Origin of the sequence: Pseudoalteromonas sp. P1-16-1b (genome assembly GCF_001401785.1) — a bacterium.
GTDB classification, from domain to species: domain Bacteria; phylum Pseudomonadota; class Gammaproteobacteria; order Enterobacterales; family Alteromonadaceae; genus Pseudoalteromonas; species Pseudoalteromonas undina.
The window spans coordinates 192,653-207,860 of sequence record NZ_LKGQ01000004.1 but is presented as its reverse complement, the minus strand read 5'-3'; the positions used below and the strand labels follow the sequence as shown (position 1 = coordinate 207,860).

Annotated in this window: 11 protein-coding genes; 8 read left to right on the top strand and 3 right to left on the bottom strand. The window is 38.7% G+C overall.

The annotated features are described in order from the left end of the window. Positions 1 to 122: 122 nt before the first annotated feature. Together AN392_RS05025 and AN392_RS05020 are read left to right on the top strand one after the other, a co-directional pair. Positions 123 to 1,097, top strand: coding sequence for a hypothetical protein (locus tag AN392_RS05025; RefSeq protein WP_055012034.1), 975 nt, complete (start codon positions 123 to 125; stop codon positions 1,095 to 1,097). Positions 1,098 to 1,205: 108 nt separating this feature from the next. After that, a complete protein-coding gene (locus AN392_RS05020) occupies positions 1,206 to 2,189 on the top strand; it encodes a hypothetical protein (RefSeq protein ID WP_055012033.1) in 984 nt (327 codons plus the stop codon). A gap of 624 nt (positions 2,190 to 2,813) precedes the next feature. Here the strand turns inward: AN392_RS05020 and AN392_RS05015 are convergent. Then, positions 2,814 to 3,614, bottom strand: a complete 801-nt coding sequence (locus tag AN392_RS05015) for a hypothetical protein (protein ID WP_055012032.1) — start codon at positions 3,612 to 3,614, stop codon at positions 2,814 to 2,816. A gap of 97 nt (positions 3,615 to 3,711) precedes the next feature. Between AN392_RS05015 and AN392_RS05010 the strand changes: the two genes are divergently transcribed. Continuing rightward, the gene (locus tag AN392_RS05010; RefSeq protein WP_055012031.1) at positions 3,712 to 4,605 is read left to right on the top strand and encodes a response regulator; all 894 of its coding nucleotides are present in this window, start codon (positions 3,712 to 3,714) and stop codon (positions 4,603 to 4,605) included. A 308-nt stretch (positions 4,606 to 4,913) separates the two neighbouring features. On the opposite strand, the gene AN392_RS05005 is transcribed toward AN392_RS05010, so the two are convergent. Both AN392_RS05005 and AN392_RS05000 read right to left on the bottom strand, forming a co-directional pair. After that, entirely contained in the window at positions 4,914 to 7,085 is a 2,172-nt protein-coding gene (locus AN392_RS05005) for a S46 family peptidase (protein ID WP_055012030.1), read from the bottom strand. Positions 7,086 to 7,230: 145 nt separating this feature from the next. Then, the gene (locus AN392_RS05000) at positions 7,231 to 9,021 is read right to left on the bottom strand and encodes a M61 family metallopeptidase (RefSeq protein WP_055012029.1); all 1,791 of its coding nucleotides are present in this window, start codon (positions 9,019 to 9,021) and stop codon (positions 7,231 to 7,233) included. Between the two features lie 225 nt (positions 9,022 to 9,246). Here AN392_RS05000 and AN392_RS04995 point away from each other — a divergent pair, with 225 nt between their 5' ends. The 5 genes from AN392_RS04995 to AN392_RS04975 all read left to right on the top strand — a co-directional run bounded on the left by AN392_RS04995 (position 9,247) and on the right by AN392_RS04975 (position 15,105). Continuing rightward, positions 9,247 to 10,755 carry a GGDEF domain-containing protein gene (locus AN392_RS04995; RefSeq protein ID WP_082360132.1) on the top strand — a complete coding sequence of 503 codons (1,509 nt, stop codon included), beginning with the start codon at positions 9,247 to 9,249 and terminating at the stop codon, positions 10,753 to 10,755. A gap of 77 nt (positions 10,756 to 10,832) precedes the next feature. Further along, positions 10,833 to 12,176 (top strand): nucleotide 5'-monophosphate nucleosidase PpnN, encoded by a 1,344-nt coding sequence (ppnN, locus tag AN392_RS04990; protein WP_010388893.1) that lies wholly within the window; start codon positions 10,833 to 10,835, stop codon positions 12,174 to 12,176. Positions 12,177 to 12,184: 8 nt separating this feature from the next. Continuing rightward, positions 12,185 to 12,958: a flap endonuclease Xni gene (gene xni / locus AN392_RS04985; RefSeq protein ID WP_055012028.1), complete on the top strand. Its 774-nt coding sequence runs from the start codon at positions 12,185 to 12,187 to the stop codon at positions 12,956 to 12,958. A gap of 69 nt (positions 12,959 to 13,027) precedes the next feature. Next, a complete protein-coding gene (locus AN392_RS04980; RefSeq protein ID WP_054201620.1) occupies positions 13,028 to 13,423 on the top strand; it encodes a DUF3192 domain-containing protein in 396 nt (131 codons plus the stop codon). Next, on the top strand, positions 13,423 to 15,105 hold the full coding sequence (locus AN392_RS04975) for a hypothetical protein (protein ID WP_055012027.1): 1,683 nt from the start codon (positions 13,423 to 13,425) through the stop codon (positions 15,103 to 15,105). The genes AN392_RS04980 and AN392_RS04975 overlap by 1 nt, the downstream gene beginning before the upstream one ends. Positions 15,106 to 15,208 lie beyond the last annotated feature (103 nt).

The following is a 15,208-nucleotide window of genomic DNA, read 5'->3' as shown; positions in this document are numbered from 1 at the left end:
TTAGTGATAGTAATATGTTAGGTAATTTGTTAAAACTATATAAAATAGAAAAGTGAGCGCAGCGCTGGTGTGAATATACGCGGTGAGCGCACTATTAAATTGTTACATTTCTCGGAGAAATTATGGATAACTGGCTCTACTCAGAGGTTCTTAAACAAGATGACCTTCGAGTTCCAACATTTGCTAGGCAGAGCACAATCAATTGGATGAAGGCTCTTCGTTTTGAAATAGTGAATGAGCATGGTGTTTCAGCTAAAGAGCAGTTTGAATCTTGTCATCGGCATTTTAAGGCTACATACCCCAAGAGATTGACGACTTTAAATAACGGTATTGTTTTTGAGTCACTGTACTCATCATTAACCAACAGCCTTGCTTTACAAACATCTGCTAATAATGCCAGTAGTGAATCTTGGATGCTTCCCAGCTCTATAGTTAGTTGGTATTACTCTGTTTATTTTTCTGTATTGTCAATGCTTGGTTCTACTGGCCAAAAAGTAGATGATAATCATGCTTCAGTTTACAGAGCTTTCGGTTCAAATTTGAGTGACCAAATGCCTCACCCTTTCAACATGAAAGCATCACATGTAAAAAACGAAGAATACGAGGCAAAGCTTCCTCGGTATGTCTCTGCGAATAGTTTTAGCTTAAGTAAAACATTTCCAGAAAATGAAGATGCAGCAAGAGGTATGCTATTAGAGTATCTTTCTGGTAATGCTAAATACTATACATGGTTAACCAAGGAGCGAATTCTTAAGAAGTCTAGTTACAGTGATTTTAGGACTAAAGCTGCTAAAGAAGATAGGAATAAACAATTACCAAAAACAGTAGGCTTTATGCACTGTGCATTTCGCTACAGAGGTAAAGCTAACTACCGTGATGGCATATATCTTACGTATGGCCAAAGCTCTGCGGCTGAAACAGAAGCATTTCTTGAAGATATGGCAGTAGTATCGAAGTTTATGTTTATTTCAGGTCTGGCACTCGCATACAGATCACCCCTAAACCCTGAAGTGGTTAAGTTCATCAACGATATAGACACAAACTTAAAAGGGATTGATAGCCTGAGCGATGATGAGTGTTTTTGGAGGGTGCTGTGAGTCAAAATGTAACAAGCGCAAGCAGTCGGAAAATTTACTCGCTGGCGCTCCTAAATTTCCGCTGTTGCGGGTGTTATGTGAATTTTCAAAGTCTAGCTATGGAGCCAAATGTTTTCACTATTAATTAACAAAATTAGATTTCATTTAATTTGTTACTTCTCAAAACATAAGTGCCCAAGTCGGTTTTCATTGGGTTCAGAAGAGGCCCAAAAAAATGACTTTTATGAAGTTCATATATATATACCTGATGCCACAAATGAAGATATTTCCCAAATTCCTGAATTAAATCATGGAGCATTAAATATAAAATGTGAATTTATGCCCATTAAAAATGGGAGAAAATGGGGGAATATTTTAGCTGGTGTAAAAAAGAGCCGTGGAGATGTTGAGTGGCAACCGACTCTATTGTCAGCAGACTTTTTAAAATACTCAAGAATTGATGTAAATTTTTACTTTGGGTTATGGGATTTAAGAGAGCAGAAGTGCACATTATTTACTTTAATGCGACTGTACCTATTAAGAAAAGTTCGACTTATATACTTAGAGATCTTCTTTCATAAACTACAAAGCTTTATAAATAAGCATCGTGTTTACAGGAAAATACGAAGCCCACTTAGATCTAAATTTGAAATTTATGAAGCTTTAATGAACAGTGATGATTTTTTGCGTAAAGGTACTTTCAGAAAAAGTGAGCTTTCCAAGATAATTTTCGGAAACCATTATGTCGGTAAATATGAAGTTTACCAGAAGGTCTCACAGTCACTGGCTTGGATCTTAGATTCATGCGTTGAAGATAATGAAATCCAGAAGATTTCTGCAAACCAAGAACATGATCCGTTATACAAAATGAAAGGAAACGGGATTCACTATTTCACTTTAACTAAAGAAAAATTAGTGAATGCTGAGAATAATAGGGTAATTCAGCGGCAACAAGTTAGCCTACAGCGATGGATGGCTTTCTTGACATTACTGCTAGTCATTGGCACATTCTTAACAGCAGTAGATAAAATAGATGCAGCAAAACAATACCTAGTTCCAGTGCTTTCTTATTGTAATCAATTAATACACTATATTGGCACTATATTCACATAACAAGCTGTTAAAAAAGGACAAAAACAGGGCGTTACGAACGTCCGGAAATAGCACTTTGCTGCCAATCGTTAATGCAAAACACTAATAATTGAGGTTGTCTTTGTTTACTGGGCTTCAATGCAGTCGACCTAAGTAAAAAGTGACTACCCATGTTACGTTTAACATTTCCCCCTTTATCACGCCCTGAAAATAAAGTATTGCTGAGTAATGTATTTCATGTATGAAATACAAGGCGTAACTTCGCCATGGGTGGTGAATATACGCCGCTTACGTTCAAGTAGTGGGTTATTTGAATGATAAAGTGTGATGCTCGGGTTCGCTGAGAGTGTCCAGAGAGGGACCAGCGGCAGCCCCTCTTTGGCTGCCGTCGCCAGTGCGACAAAACCTTGAATAAGGTTTATTTAATCATTTACATCTAAGCCTTTAATTACCAAAAAACAACCAATCGATCATGCAACACATCAATATAAGCTAAAGCATGAGTGAAAAGCACTGTGTTGTTTTTCTAAAAGCGCAGCGTCTCTTCGCCCTCTTTGTGCATAAGACCTTACTTAGCAAAGAGAATTGAATGAGCAGAAAACACAGTAATAACTTTTACTCGCTCAGACTAAAAAAAGTCGTTAGTTAGCTTGGTTTTTGGCTATTTTTCATCATTTCTAAATAGCGCCCCTCAATGAATTTTTTCTCTTTTGTAAGGTGTTTAAGTGCGTACTGGGTTTTTTCTAGCTCTTGCTTTAATGTGTCTAGCTCCTCACTACTTTCTGGCCCGTCAGTTTGTAACTGCAATTGCTGTAGCAGTTGGTCTTGCTCTGCAATTTGCCTTTTATATTCGTTTAAAGTGTTAAGTAATCTTGTTTGGTCGGGCGTTGAGGATGCATCTGCGTTTGATGTTTTATCACTATTTTCGCTTGCGGTTTTAAGCGCTTCGTAATCTGCTTGTAACTGGTCTTTTTCTTCTTGAAGCACAGTCACTGCATCATATTGTGCATAGAGCTTTTGGCGAGTAACTTTTAATTTTTCAACACTTTTATCCAAATCACCCTTAAGTTTGCGGATTAACTTATGCGAGCGTTTTAATTTTTTATTGAGATCATCGATTAGCTGTTGTTCTTTTTCGGTAACATGATCTTTGGTTGATGAAGTTACCTCAGTCAATTGCTGTTGTAATAGCATTTGTACACTGATTAACTCAGCGATAGTTTTTCGATTATCGTTAACATAGCTCATAGCATTTTCAACAGACTCTCTGCACATAGCTAACGTCACATCATCCATTGTTCCGTTACTTTTAACCATGCTAAGTGCAAATGCCCTAAACTCTCTGAGTATCAGTAAAAGAATATAAAACCACGCGGCTAAAATAAGTAGCCCAAAATTTATAGCAATATAATGATAAACCTCTGGCGGAAATACGGCATATGGCATTATTTAGTTATCTTAAATTAAGTGTTTATTTACTAGAGTTTAGCGCTGTGAAAAAAATCTGCCATAATAACAACAACATTAAAAAAAAGTTACCTGTGTGAAAATACTTATCGTGGATGACAGCCATGCAACACTTGAAATAGTACGCCGAGGGTTGGAAAAGTTTGGCTATCGAAAATTATTAATAGAAAAAGCCAACAATGCTAAATCTGCGTTAACGCTGATTGGTAGTTGGCACCCCGATATTGTCCTTACAGACTGGCATATGCCTGATATGTGTGGAGTTACGCTATTACGTGCAATAAAGCAAAGACAACTTAATATAATAGTCGCGATGCTAACCACGGTTGATGAAAAGTCTCAAATTGAAGAAGCTATTAGCTTTGGCGCATCTTTTGTTCTATCAAAACCTTTTACCGATGAACAACTTCACGATAAGTTATTACCTCTGGTGCAACTTGTAGAAAATAACGAAGTCATTCCTGATGAAATTGAATTAAATGATGATTTAGCGTTACCAAAACTGTCGCAATTAGAACGTTTATTTCATAAACATATAAGTCAGTCTTTAATCGTAAACACAATTCAACCGCAGGTATTCGATGAGTCTAAAGTCCCCTGTGTAATGGCTGTTTATGAGGATCCAAAAAGTCAAAAAGTACGTGCCATTGCCATACTTGATATTTATGCCGCCTGCGTAATGGCAAGTGGCTATAGCAGCTTGTCGGCTGAAGATATTAGTAACTCTATATTATCGGGCGTTGTGACGAATATAGCATTAAGCGCATGTAAAAAAGCGTTAACGGAAACGGCTTTTGCCTTTTTAGACAAACGAACGCGCGTTAGTTTACAAATCAAAACGGTCAAAGTGATTACCACGCCTTTTCGTAAGCTCACTTTGCTGTATAAAACACCTGCTGAAAAGCGCATTGATTTTAGCTGCCAGCTTGAGGGGATGGCACAAGGTAAAATAATGTTGGTTGGCATTTAATAATTTAAACGTAACGTATTTACCTTTATCAAAGAAGTTTAAATTTAAAAACACCCTGCTCCTACAAAAGCGCAGCGTCTCTGCACCCTCATTGTAAATCAACCACTTAAGGGTCTTATTACACAAAGAGAAGTGAATGAGCAAAAAATGAGAAACAAAAACCATCACACAGTCTTAAACGCGCCAGTGAAAAGTCAAATATTAGCTCCCCCCGTAGCCCGTAGCTTAAGTTAAATTAATCCAAACATGTTTAAACAAAAAAGGCGCTTCCGGTTAAGGTAAGCGCCTTTTGTTATTTTAACTGCTACTTATTTTACGATTTTCATTTCGTCTAATAAGTTTTGGGCGTTATCTACTTTATCCATTACCCACAGCATGTAGCGTGAATCTACATGAATTGAGCGATTTAGTTCAGGGTTGTAATCCCAATCACCAATAATGCTTTCGTACACACCATCAAACAGTAAACCCACCAGCTCAGCATTGCCGTTAAGCGTTGGCGAACCTGAGTTACCACCTGTCGTGTCTACATTTGATAAAAAGTTAACTGGAACAGTATTCATGCCACCAGTGTAATCACCATAAAGCTTCGCTTTAATTTGCTCTTGCAGCTTTTTAGGCGCATTAAATGGGTCAACATCGGTGTTTTTAGCCAATAAGCCTTCAAGTGAAGTAAACGGCGTAGCCACTAATCCATCTTGCGGAGAATAACCGCCTACCGTGCCGTAAGTTACACGTAATGTGCTGTTTGCATCGGCGTAAACCGGTTTGTTTTGCGCTTTGTTAAAGGCAATAATTGCACTCATTAACTCTGGGCGAGCAGCTTGTAACTTACCAGCCAAGGCTTTTGACTTATCTTCCTCGGCTTTCATCACAGCAAATATAGCTTTTGCATATTGCATAAACGGGTCTTGGCTTTGGTTAAGCTGACTTAGTGTTTGTTCAAATAATGAATTACGTACAATTTCATTATCTAGTCTTGATTTAGCGAACATTTCATCTAGCAATGCGCTTTGTTTTGCTTTATCAAAGCCGTTTTCTAAAGCAAAAGCTTTATCAATTTCACTAAATCGCTCTGCTTTAGGTAATGCTGCATATTGCTCTAAAAAGTGCAGTAATATAGCTTTATCTACATTGGCATCAAAGCGACGTGACATACGCTCAAGAGAAGATTTAATACGCGGTAAATCGCGTTCTTGATAACCTGATTCGCGCTCACTATTTGGCTTTTGTTTTTCAACCGCTAAGCGGTATAAACGACGTGCCGTGCTGATCATTTGTGAACGATGAACATAGCCTACCATACGGTCGCGCTCACTGTGCTCTTGCGATTGAGCTACTAATGCCGATAACTCATTAAGCACATTCCCGTAGCGCTGTTTACGCTCGCTATCGCTGTTTATCCAGCTTGTAAGCTCTTGTTCAAACTGTTTTTTACGCTCAAACATGGTGCCTTTTTTGAAGCTTTCAATCATCGAACCATAGTTTTTAATGTAGTTGTTGTAACCTGCTATGGTGCTTTCGTAAGCAATACGGGCTTTGCTGCCATCTTCTGAGTTTTCTTCAATTAGTGACACGTATTTAGTATTGTGCATGCGCGCTTTAGGGTAACTGTCGTTAAATACGTAATCAACCTCTGCGGCAATACGGTAACGATTGGTACGCCCTGGATAGCCAGTTACCATAACAAAGTCGCCCTCTTGCACGCCTTTAGCACTTACACTTAAGTAAGATTCTGGCACGTACGGTACGTTATCTTCGCTGTACTCTGCTGGCTTGCCGTCTTTACCTACATAGGCGCGGTAAAAACCAAAATCGCCTGTATGGCGCGGCCACATCCAGTTATCGATATCGCCACCATATTTACCTACGCCCATGGCAGGTGCATACGCTAAACGTACATCTTTAATTTCCAGCGATTTAATTAGGTAAAACTCTAAACCACCATGAAACGAATACACATTACAACGGTAACTGGAATCAGCTTCACACTGTGCAACGAGTGCTTTTTGATTTTTTTCTAACGCATCATAGCGTGCTTTTGCGCTTAGCTCGTTAGTGCCGCTAATCACTTTATCGGTCACATTGGTCACTGTTTCGGTTACGTACACACGTGAACCTGGCGCAGCTGGTAGGTCTTCAGCCGGTGTTTTTGCTAAAAAGCCATTTTCTAAAATGTTATTTTCAGGCGTTGAATTATATTGCACCGAACCATAAATACAGTGATGGTTAGTTACAACTAAGCCTTTTGGCGAAACAAACGAGGCTGTACAACCGCCTAAGCTGATAACCGCATTCATTGGAAATTCGGTTAATTTTGAAATTGAATCAACGCTAATTTCAAGCCCTTTGGCTTTTAAAATTGACTCAAGCTCTGGTAGTTGATGAGGTTGCCACATGCCTTCATCGGCATGAGCCGCAAAAGAAAGAGCCAGTGAACAGGTTGCTACCAACGTGGCAACAAGAGGTTTTAAACGCATTATAGAATCCCTTTTATTATTGAACCAGCAGATTACTCATTAAGTATGAGTCAGGTCAACTGCGCTGAGATAAATTGTTACAATATAGCGCCCAATAAACAAAAAAGGAGCCTAAACTCCTTTTTAAACAAAATGATAAACGATGTTAGTCGTCTTTTTTCACATCATTTGGATGCGCTACGCCCATCCATGCTTTAAACAGCGCTTTTTGCTCAGCAGTAGCATTTTTATTAGCGACTACTTTTTTAGGTTTGTCGAAATCTTCAGACAACACAAGCTCAGTCGACATTAATGCATCACGGCGAATAAAATCAACAGTTACCTTGTCTCCTGCTTTAAATGTTTCTAGGCTCGCGGTTAAGTTTTTCCCTACATGCTTTTTGTTAATAGCGACGAGTTTATCGTCGGTAGTTAAGCCACCTTGCCATGCTGCGCCATCGCGACGTACATGGGTAAGTGTAAGCAGTTCGCCGGTATTTTTAGTAAAGGCATCTAAGCTTGGTGTGGCCTTGGCTTTTTCTGGTAAATCAAAGCTTAAACCAACTTTTGCCAATAATTCATCAAAATCTAGGCTGGCTGGTGTGCTAACATTTTCTTGCCACCAAGCGCTGTAATCACGTCCTGATAGTTGCTTTAAAATAGCTAATACGTCTTGCTCAGTAAAACCCGCTGGTAGCTTATGTTGCTTATAAAGCTCGTTGTGTACGTCTTTATAGCTTATTTTACCTTGGCTTTTTTCAAGTAGGTCTATATCTAACGCCATCGACAATAACGAGCCTTCAAGATAAATATTAGTGCCGTAATTACGTGCATGATCGCCACCTTGATTTATCCATTTATCAAAGCTGGTTTCACTTGCACTTTGCACTTCACGACCAGGGGTAGTGAGGTGGCGATTAATGGTTTTACTAAAGTTCTTAAAAAATTCATCGGTGGTTTGAATACCCGAACGCACTAATAAATGATCTTCAAAATAGCTGGTAGACCCTTCAGCAATCCACAGCAATTTTGAATAATTAATATTAGTGTAGTCATATGGCGCGAGCCCTTTAGGACGGTATGCTTTTACATTCCAAGTATGAATAAATTCATGTGCCGCTGTACTGATAAAAGCTAAATAGTCTTCTCGTTTAGCAAAGCGATCACGTGGGCGTTGAATAATAGTTGAGTTTAAGTGTTCGGTTGCACCGCCCGCGCCCGATGTAGCATGCACCATAAATACATAACGCTCATACGGGTAGCTGTCCCAAATTACATTGCCCGTTGCCACTAGCTTTTTCAGATCGGTTAGCATCAGTTCTATGTCGTAATTACCTTCGCCCCACACCACTAGTTCATACTCACGGCCATCAACTTCAAAAGTACGCAGTTCATTAACACCGGTTTCTATTGGAGAATCAACTAGCACGTCGTAGTCGTTGGCTTTAAAGCTGTGTTTGTTTTTATAATTTTCCATACCTGACACAGAGCGCCATGCTTTAGGTACGTTTAATTCAACCGTAACTGGCTCTTGGCGAAATGACTCGCTAAACATAAAAAAGCCCGATGCATCAACAAACGCATGGCTATCGTCAATATGGCGAGCGCGCTTACCTAGCTCATTGGCATACACTTGGTAATCAACATTAACTTGAGTCGGCTCGTTTAAATGAACACGCCATGTGCTGTGGTCTATTTTTTCCCACTTTAATGCATTACCTTCATCGTCGCTGGCTTTAAAATAGCGAACGCCATTGGCAAGGTTTAAAATTTCATAGCGACCAGTACGCCATGCTGGCAGTTTTACATCTAAATATGATTGCGCCGTTTTAGGAAACTCTACATTTACATCACCTAAATGATGCTCTGGCTGAGAGATATTTAAAGCGTAGTTAACGTCGGCAAATGCTGGTGCTGAACAGGCAGCTAAAATTGATAAGGCAAGTAGCTTTTTCATAAAGGCTCTTTTTTATATAACGTATTGTTGTACCAAGATTAACAAGACCCATTTTAAAAGTGAATTAAAAGCGGTAAATGCACTTATATTTAAGATCGCTCGTATTTTGTTATTAAAAACATTAAGTTTTTGATCTCATACCTACTATTAATATGTTTTTGTTGTAAACTAAAACAATAGAGGTATTACGATGATGGTGTGTAGGTGTCTAGGAGCTCCAATACGGTGGAACAAAAACTAAAGCAAGCAATCGACAGTAGAAAAGTAATAGAAAGTGCTCGCCAACATCAAGTGAGTACGCTTTCTAATTTTGCAGCTAAGTTGTCTTTAAGCTGTAAGGGACTTGATACTGAGCTTGATAACCGCCTAGCTAAGTTTCGAAGCGCGTTAAACAAAGGAATGAGTTTTGAAGACTTTGCTCCTTTAGTGGATGATATTTTAGCTTTGCTTAAAAACCAAGAAGCCATTCAACTAGCACATCAACGCGACCTTTTTACCAGTGTACAAAATGCAGGTAAGCAATTACAACAAACCAAAGGCTTGCCTGACGATACCCGCAGAACACTGCGCCATTTGCTTGATAACGAGCTAGACGATATTCAATCTGTACATGGCTTTATTCCTATATTAAACCAGCTGATAACTTTTTATCATCAAGCCTTAATTGCTAAAAGCAACGACGCCTTTGAACCTCCGAACCTAAGTGCTCTTACTGAAAAGCTGTTTAAATTAGTCAGTCAGCTAGTTCTCGAAGAAGAAGCCAACGAAGCGTTGTATTTAATAAAAAAACGTATCGCTAAAAATAAAGCCGTAGACCAGCTACTTGATGCAGCAATTGATGTAATCACACTTATTGTACAAAGCATTCAAGTTGAGCGCGCGTCAGCACAAAGCTTCTTAACCTCTTTAAACCAAACACTCGGAGAGCTACATCGCTCATTAGTATCGACCAGCGAACATTCTGAATCGATGACTGTTGAGTTTGACTCAATTAATCAACGAATTGGTGAAAAGCTAAGAAATTTAAATACACAAACAAATAAAGCAACATCAATTACAGAGTTAAAGCAATTGGTTGAAAATGAGTTACGCTCATTAAGTGCTGATATTTTAGAAAAAGAGCAGCTAGAACAAAAAGATCGCCAAATTTTAATTTCTAGCTTTGCACAAATAAACGATAGAATTGGCAGTTTAGAAAACAAAGTTAGTAATTATAAGAAACGTTTAAATGAACAACGTTTTAAAAGTTTACTCGACAGTCTTACCAAATTACCTAATCGCGCAGCTTTTGATGAACGTTATAATCACGAAATCAATGTATTTAACGAACGCCCGTCAGACATAACCTTAGTGGTTATTGATGTTGACCATTTTAAATCAATTAACGATCGTTTTGGTCACACAGCCGGCGACATTACCTTGCAAGTGATTGCCAAAGCGCTGCAAAAATCGATTAGACAAACTGATTTTATTGCCCGTTATGGCGGCGAAGAGTTTGTGTTATTAATGCCCCGTACTTCACTTGAAAACGCCGTTGAGCATCTCGATAAATTAAGACTGTCGATTAAAAAGATCCCATTTAAATTTAAAGACAAGCAAATACAAATTACTGTTTCTTTAGGCGCAACCCAATTTGAAGAGGGTGATACGCCTCTAAAAGCATTTGATAGAGCCGATGAGGCTCTTTACGATGCTAAAAACTCAGGCCGGGATCGTCTGTGTATTAGTAAATAGTGTTATGCACTTTTACCCTTGAGTATAAGGCATAACTACGCAGTAAATTTACCCAAGAAGTTTCAAGGAGAATGTCGATGCTAATACAATTAAACCCTACAGGGGTATTAGATTTATTGTCGCAGCTAGAAGTAGACTTACTCGAGCAATCATCAACCAGCGAACGCTACAGACTATTTAGAAACTGTGTATTGGCCGTGCTCAATGTAGGCAGCCACACCGATGTAAGCAATGATATTTACGATAAACACAAAGATTTTGATATACGTTTGGTTAGCCGTGAACGCGGTATAAAAATTGAGTTAGAAAATCCTCCGCAAACGGCCTTTGTTGATGGCCACATAGTAACAGGCATTCATGAGCACATATTTTCGGTTATTCGCGATATTTTGTTTATTTGCCAAAAGTATGAAAAGAACCTCCAAGAAACTAAAGCCATTACCCATATGGTTTTTGATATGCTTAGAAATGCCGACGCGCTTAAGGTAAATAGCGAACCTAACATGATTGTATGTTGGGGTGGCCACTCTATTAACGAAGTCGAATATAAATACACCAAGCAAGTTGGCTATGAACTGGGGTTACGTGGATTAAATATTTGTACTGGCTGTGGGCCTGGTGCAATGAAAGGCCCAATGAAAGGCGCAACCATTGGCCACGCAAAGCAACGTATTACCAATAATCGTTATTTAGGTTTAACTGAGCCCAGCATTATAGCGGCAGAGCCACCCAATCCGATTGTAAATGAGCTGGTTATTTTACCCGACATTGAAAAACGCCTTGAAGCATTTGTTCGCACCGCACACGCTATTATTATTTTTCCAGGTGGCGCAGGTACAGCCGAAGAGTTACTTTATTTATTAGGTATTTTGTTACACCCTGAAAACGACAAGCAATGTTTACCTGTTATTTTAACTGGCCCTAAACACAGCAAAGCTTACTTTGAAGAGCTTTGTAAGTTTATTCAAATGACTTTAGGTGATGCTGCACTGAGTAAATTTGAAGTGATTATTGATGATCCTCAATTAGTTAGCCAAAAGCTTAAATCGGCTATGAGCGGAGTTCGCGAATACCGTAAAAGCCAAGGCGATGCTTATTACTTTAATTGGACGTTGAAAATAGAAAATGATTTTCAGCAGCCTTTTTATCCAACTCATGAAGCTATGGCGTCACTTGATTTACACCTTGATCAACCCAAACAACAGCTTGCCGCTAATTTACGCCGTGCGTTTTCGGGAATTGTTGCTGGTAACGTAAAAGAAGAAGGCTTAAATGCAATTAAAGAGCATGGCCCCTATGTGCTAAGTGGTGAGCCTGATTTAATGAAAGCAATGGACAAGCTTTTACAAGCATTTGTAGAACAAGGTAGAATGAAACTTCCCGGAAGTAAGTATATTCCTTGTTATACAATAAAAGCGTGAGTTTATAATTGAATCCCCATTTACTCCTTATTGATGCGCTTAATTTAATTAGGCGCATTTATGCTGTTGATGCAAACCAAAGCCATCACAGCGACGAGCACATGTTAAAAGCCTGCTGTGGAAGGGTTGCACATGCATGCAAAAAACTTTTAACGACCACCAATGCAACCCATGCAATTGCGGTTTTTGATGGTGACAAAAGCTGGCGTTACCACTTTTATAAAGACTACAAACATTCGCGTGCACCTATGCCAGAGACCCTAAAAAACGCGTTACCCCATTTTAAAGCGGCCATTGAAGAAACCGGTATAGTGGTATTTGAACCGACTAACGATGAAGCTGACGATATTATTGCGACTTTAGCGCATAAAGCGGCTAATAATCAGATAAACAATACCATTGTCTCTACTGATAAAGGCTTTTTGCCTCATTTGAATGAGCATATTGAAGTATACGATTACTTTAAAAAGCAACACCTCAATGAAGAACACATTGAAGAGCGCTTTGCTGTCGCTCAACATAAACTCATCGACTTTTGGGCACTCGCAGGCGATAAAACCAACGACATTCCTGGTGTTAAAGGTATTGGTGTTAAATCCGCGCAGCAATTGGTTAATCAATATAGCTCTATTGAAGAAGCGCTAAATGATGAATCGTTAAATACGCGGCTACAAAAAAAGCTTAATGAAGATATGGATATGTTTGTTATTTCTAAGCAATTGGTGAGTTTGCGTACAGATATCCATTTAGGCTTTAGTTTAAAGCAGTTAAGGCTTAATTAGTCGCAAGTTAATAGCACTGTACACTAGCAATACGTATACTAGCGATAGCTATTTTGGTCTGGGTTGGCAATGTTTAAAAAGTTTTTTAGGTATTTAATATTAGGATTAGGTTTATACGCTCTAATAGCTACGTCAGTTATTATGTTCTATAAAGACGATCCACAAGCTATGATTTGGCAAGACAGAGAAGCATTTAATAAACGCTATATCGAAAAATTGCGTTTAGAAGATACCTTTACGCTAAATGATGTGCTTGAATATTTAGGTAGCCCAGATTTAACCTATGCTAAGCGTGATGGCGAGCAAGTATGGCAGGTGGTTTTTTATCGTACCCAACACAAAACCTCAGACGGTATCACCACCATGGATGAATGTACTGGGTTATTATTTAAAAATGGCCAACTAATAATGTGGGGCCCAAGTGCTTATGAAAAATATCTTGAGCATAATGATGGGAAGATTTAATGGAAGCTCCACTGTCGGGTAAACTAAAAAAGCTATTCGAAAGCACGCAACTGCTTTTAAGCTCCCATAACAATAAAAGTCAGTGGCATACCTTCTACCCTCTTGTGTGTAAGCTTTCAGAGCAATACGCTGCATTATACAAACAAAACCCAGCGGCCTTGCAAGCTCAGTTAAATTTATATAAAACACATTATAGTTACGCAACCAATTTAGTGGTTAACCAATGTGTATTAACCTGTGCTTTGTGTCGTAGTCAAAACTACGACAACGATTTAACCGAGCTTTATATTAGTGCCTCATTAGTTGAACACCTTTGTGTTGCCAAACAATTAAATAAGTTAGCTCAACAGCAAACGTTTAACGAAGCCGATAAAAAAATGTGGCAGTTACGCCATAAACTTGCAGCCAAAGTATTATTAACGGCTAAACAACCCGCGCACCAAATTGCTCATATTTTGGCAAAATTAGGCAAATACAAACACGCATTATTAGATACACCTAAAATTATGCTTTATGACGGTGCCAGTGTGTTGGTTTCTTTAGCTAATATATTAGCACTTAACGTTACTTGTAATGAAAAACAACAGCACATAAATTTTTATAAAGCGGTCGCTGATTTATATATAAGAACTCCCAACTCATTTGCACAAACGTTATTAAAAGCGCTAGTTGCTCACGTTGGACAATACGTACCTGGCAGCCAAGTCGTGTATGCCGACCAAGCTATGGTATATTTAGCCACGGATACGCAAGGCCGACATATTATAGTTAATAACGCCAATACTAAAATGGCATGGTATCGTATTAAAGCGTCCTTAATGGATGACTCAAAAGCATGGGAATGCATTGATAACCGCTTATCTTTAAAAGTATGGGACAGTGAATATCTTAATATCCCGAATAGTGAACTCTCTGCACAAACGCCCTTGTACCAATTAGTTAAACAAATAAAAACGCAAAAAGAATACAGCTTTAAAGCTTTGAACACCTTACTTACCCCCTACCCTGACGTTATAAAGTCAGTATGCTTAGCAGTAAAGCACTACAACAAAGAGCTATTACCCGCTAAAGATTTAAGACATAGTTTATCTATGGTAGGTTACGATAAAGCACCGGCTATTATTCAAGGGGTGGTGTTTCAACAATTAGTAAATAGTATTGCTCATCCTTTACATGCCTTTTTATGCACCCGTATTAGTTGTTTAGTTAATATTTTAGAGCTATTAGTAAAGCATAATCCCCGCGTTCAAGGTGAGCGTATTAGTTTAAGCTTATATGCTTACTTATATTATGTGTTGATACATTACAGCGCAGATGTTTCTAGAAAAATCACCATTGATCAAACACCGAATAAATCTCTCGATACACCTTTTAGTACATTTTTTGGTGTAAACAACGTAGATGCCTCTCATTTAAACAGTGAGCTTAACGAATTACTTAGTGGCGACCCATGGGCGTCGGCTTTATTAAATGCAGAGCAATTGCCTAAAAAGCAGCTTAGTGATGCTGGACAATTATGGGCGGCATTAAAGGTAGTGGCACAACGCATACTTAAACCTAACCAGCCATTAACAGCATGGCAACAGCAAATATTAAATCAACAACTTTGTCACCATGGCTGGCAAAGTGAAGCCGATTTCAATCAATCGCTGCTGCGCTTAGGGCTACACAATAGTATTTAGCTGACTTATTACCATTATAACCCAAGGTTATACCCTGTATTCATACTATAAACTGGCAAAATGAGAGATAAATTGGTATAAATGCCGGCTCAAATTTAGTACC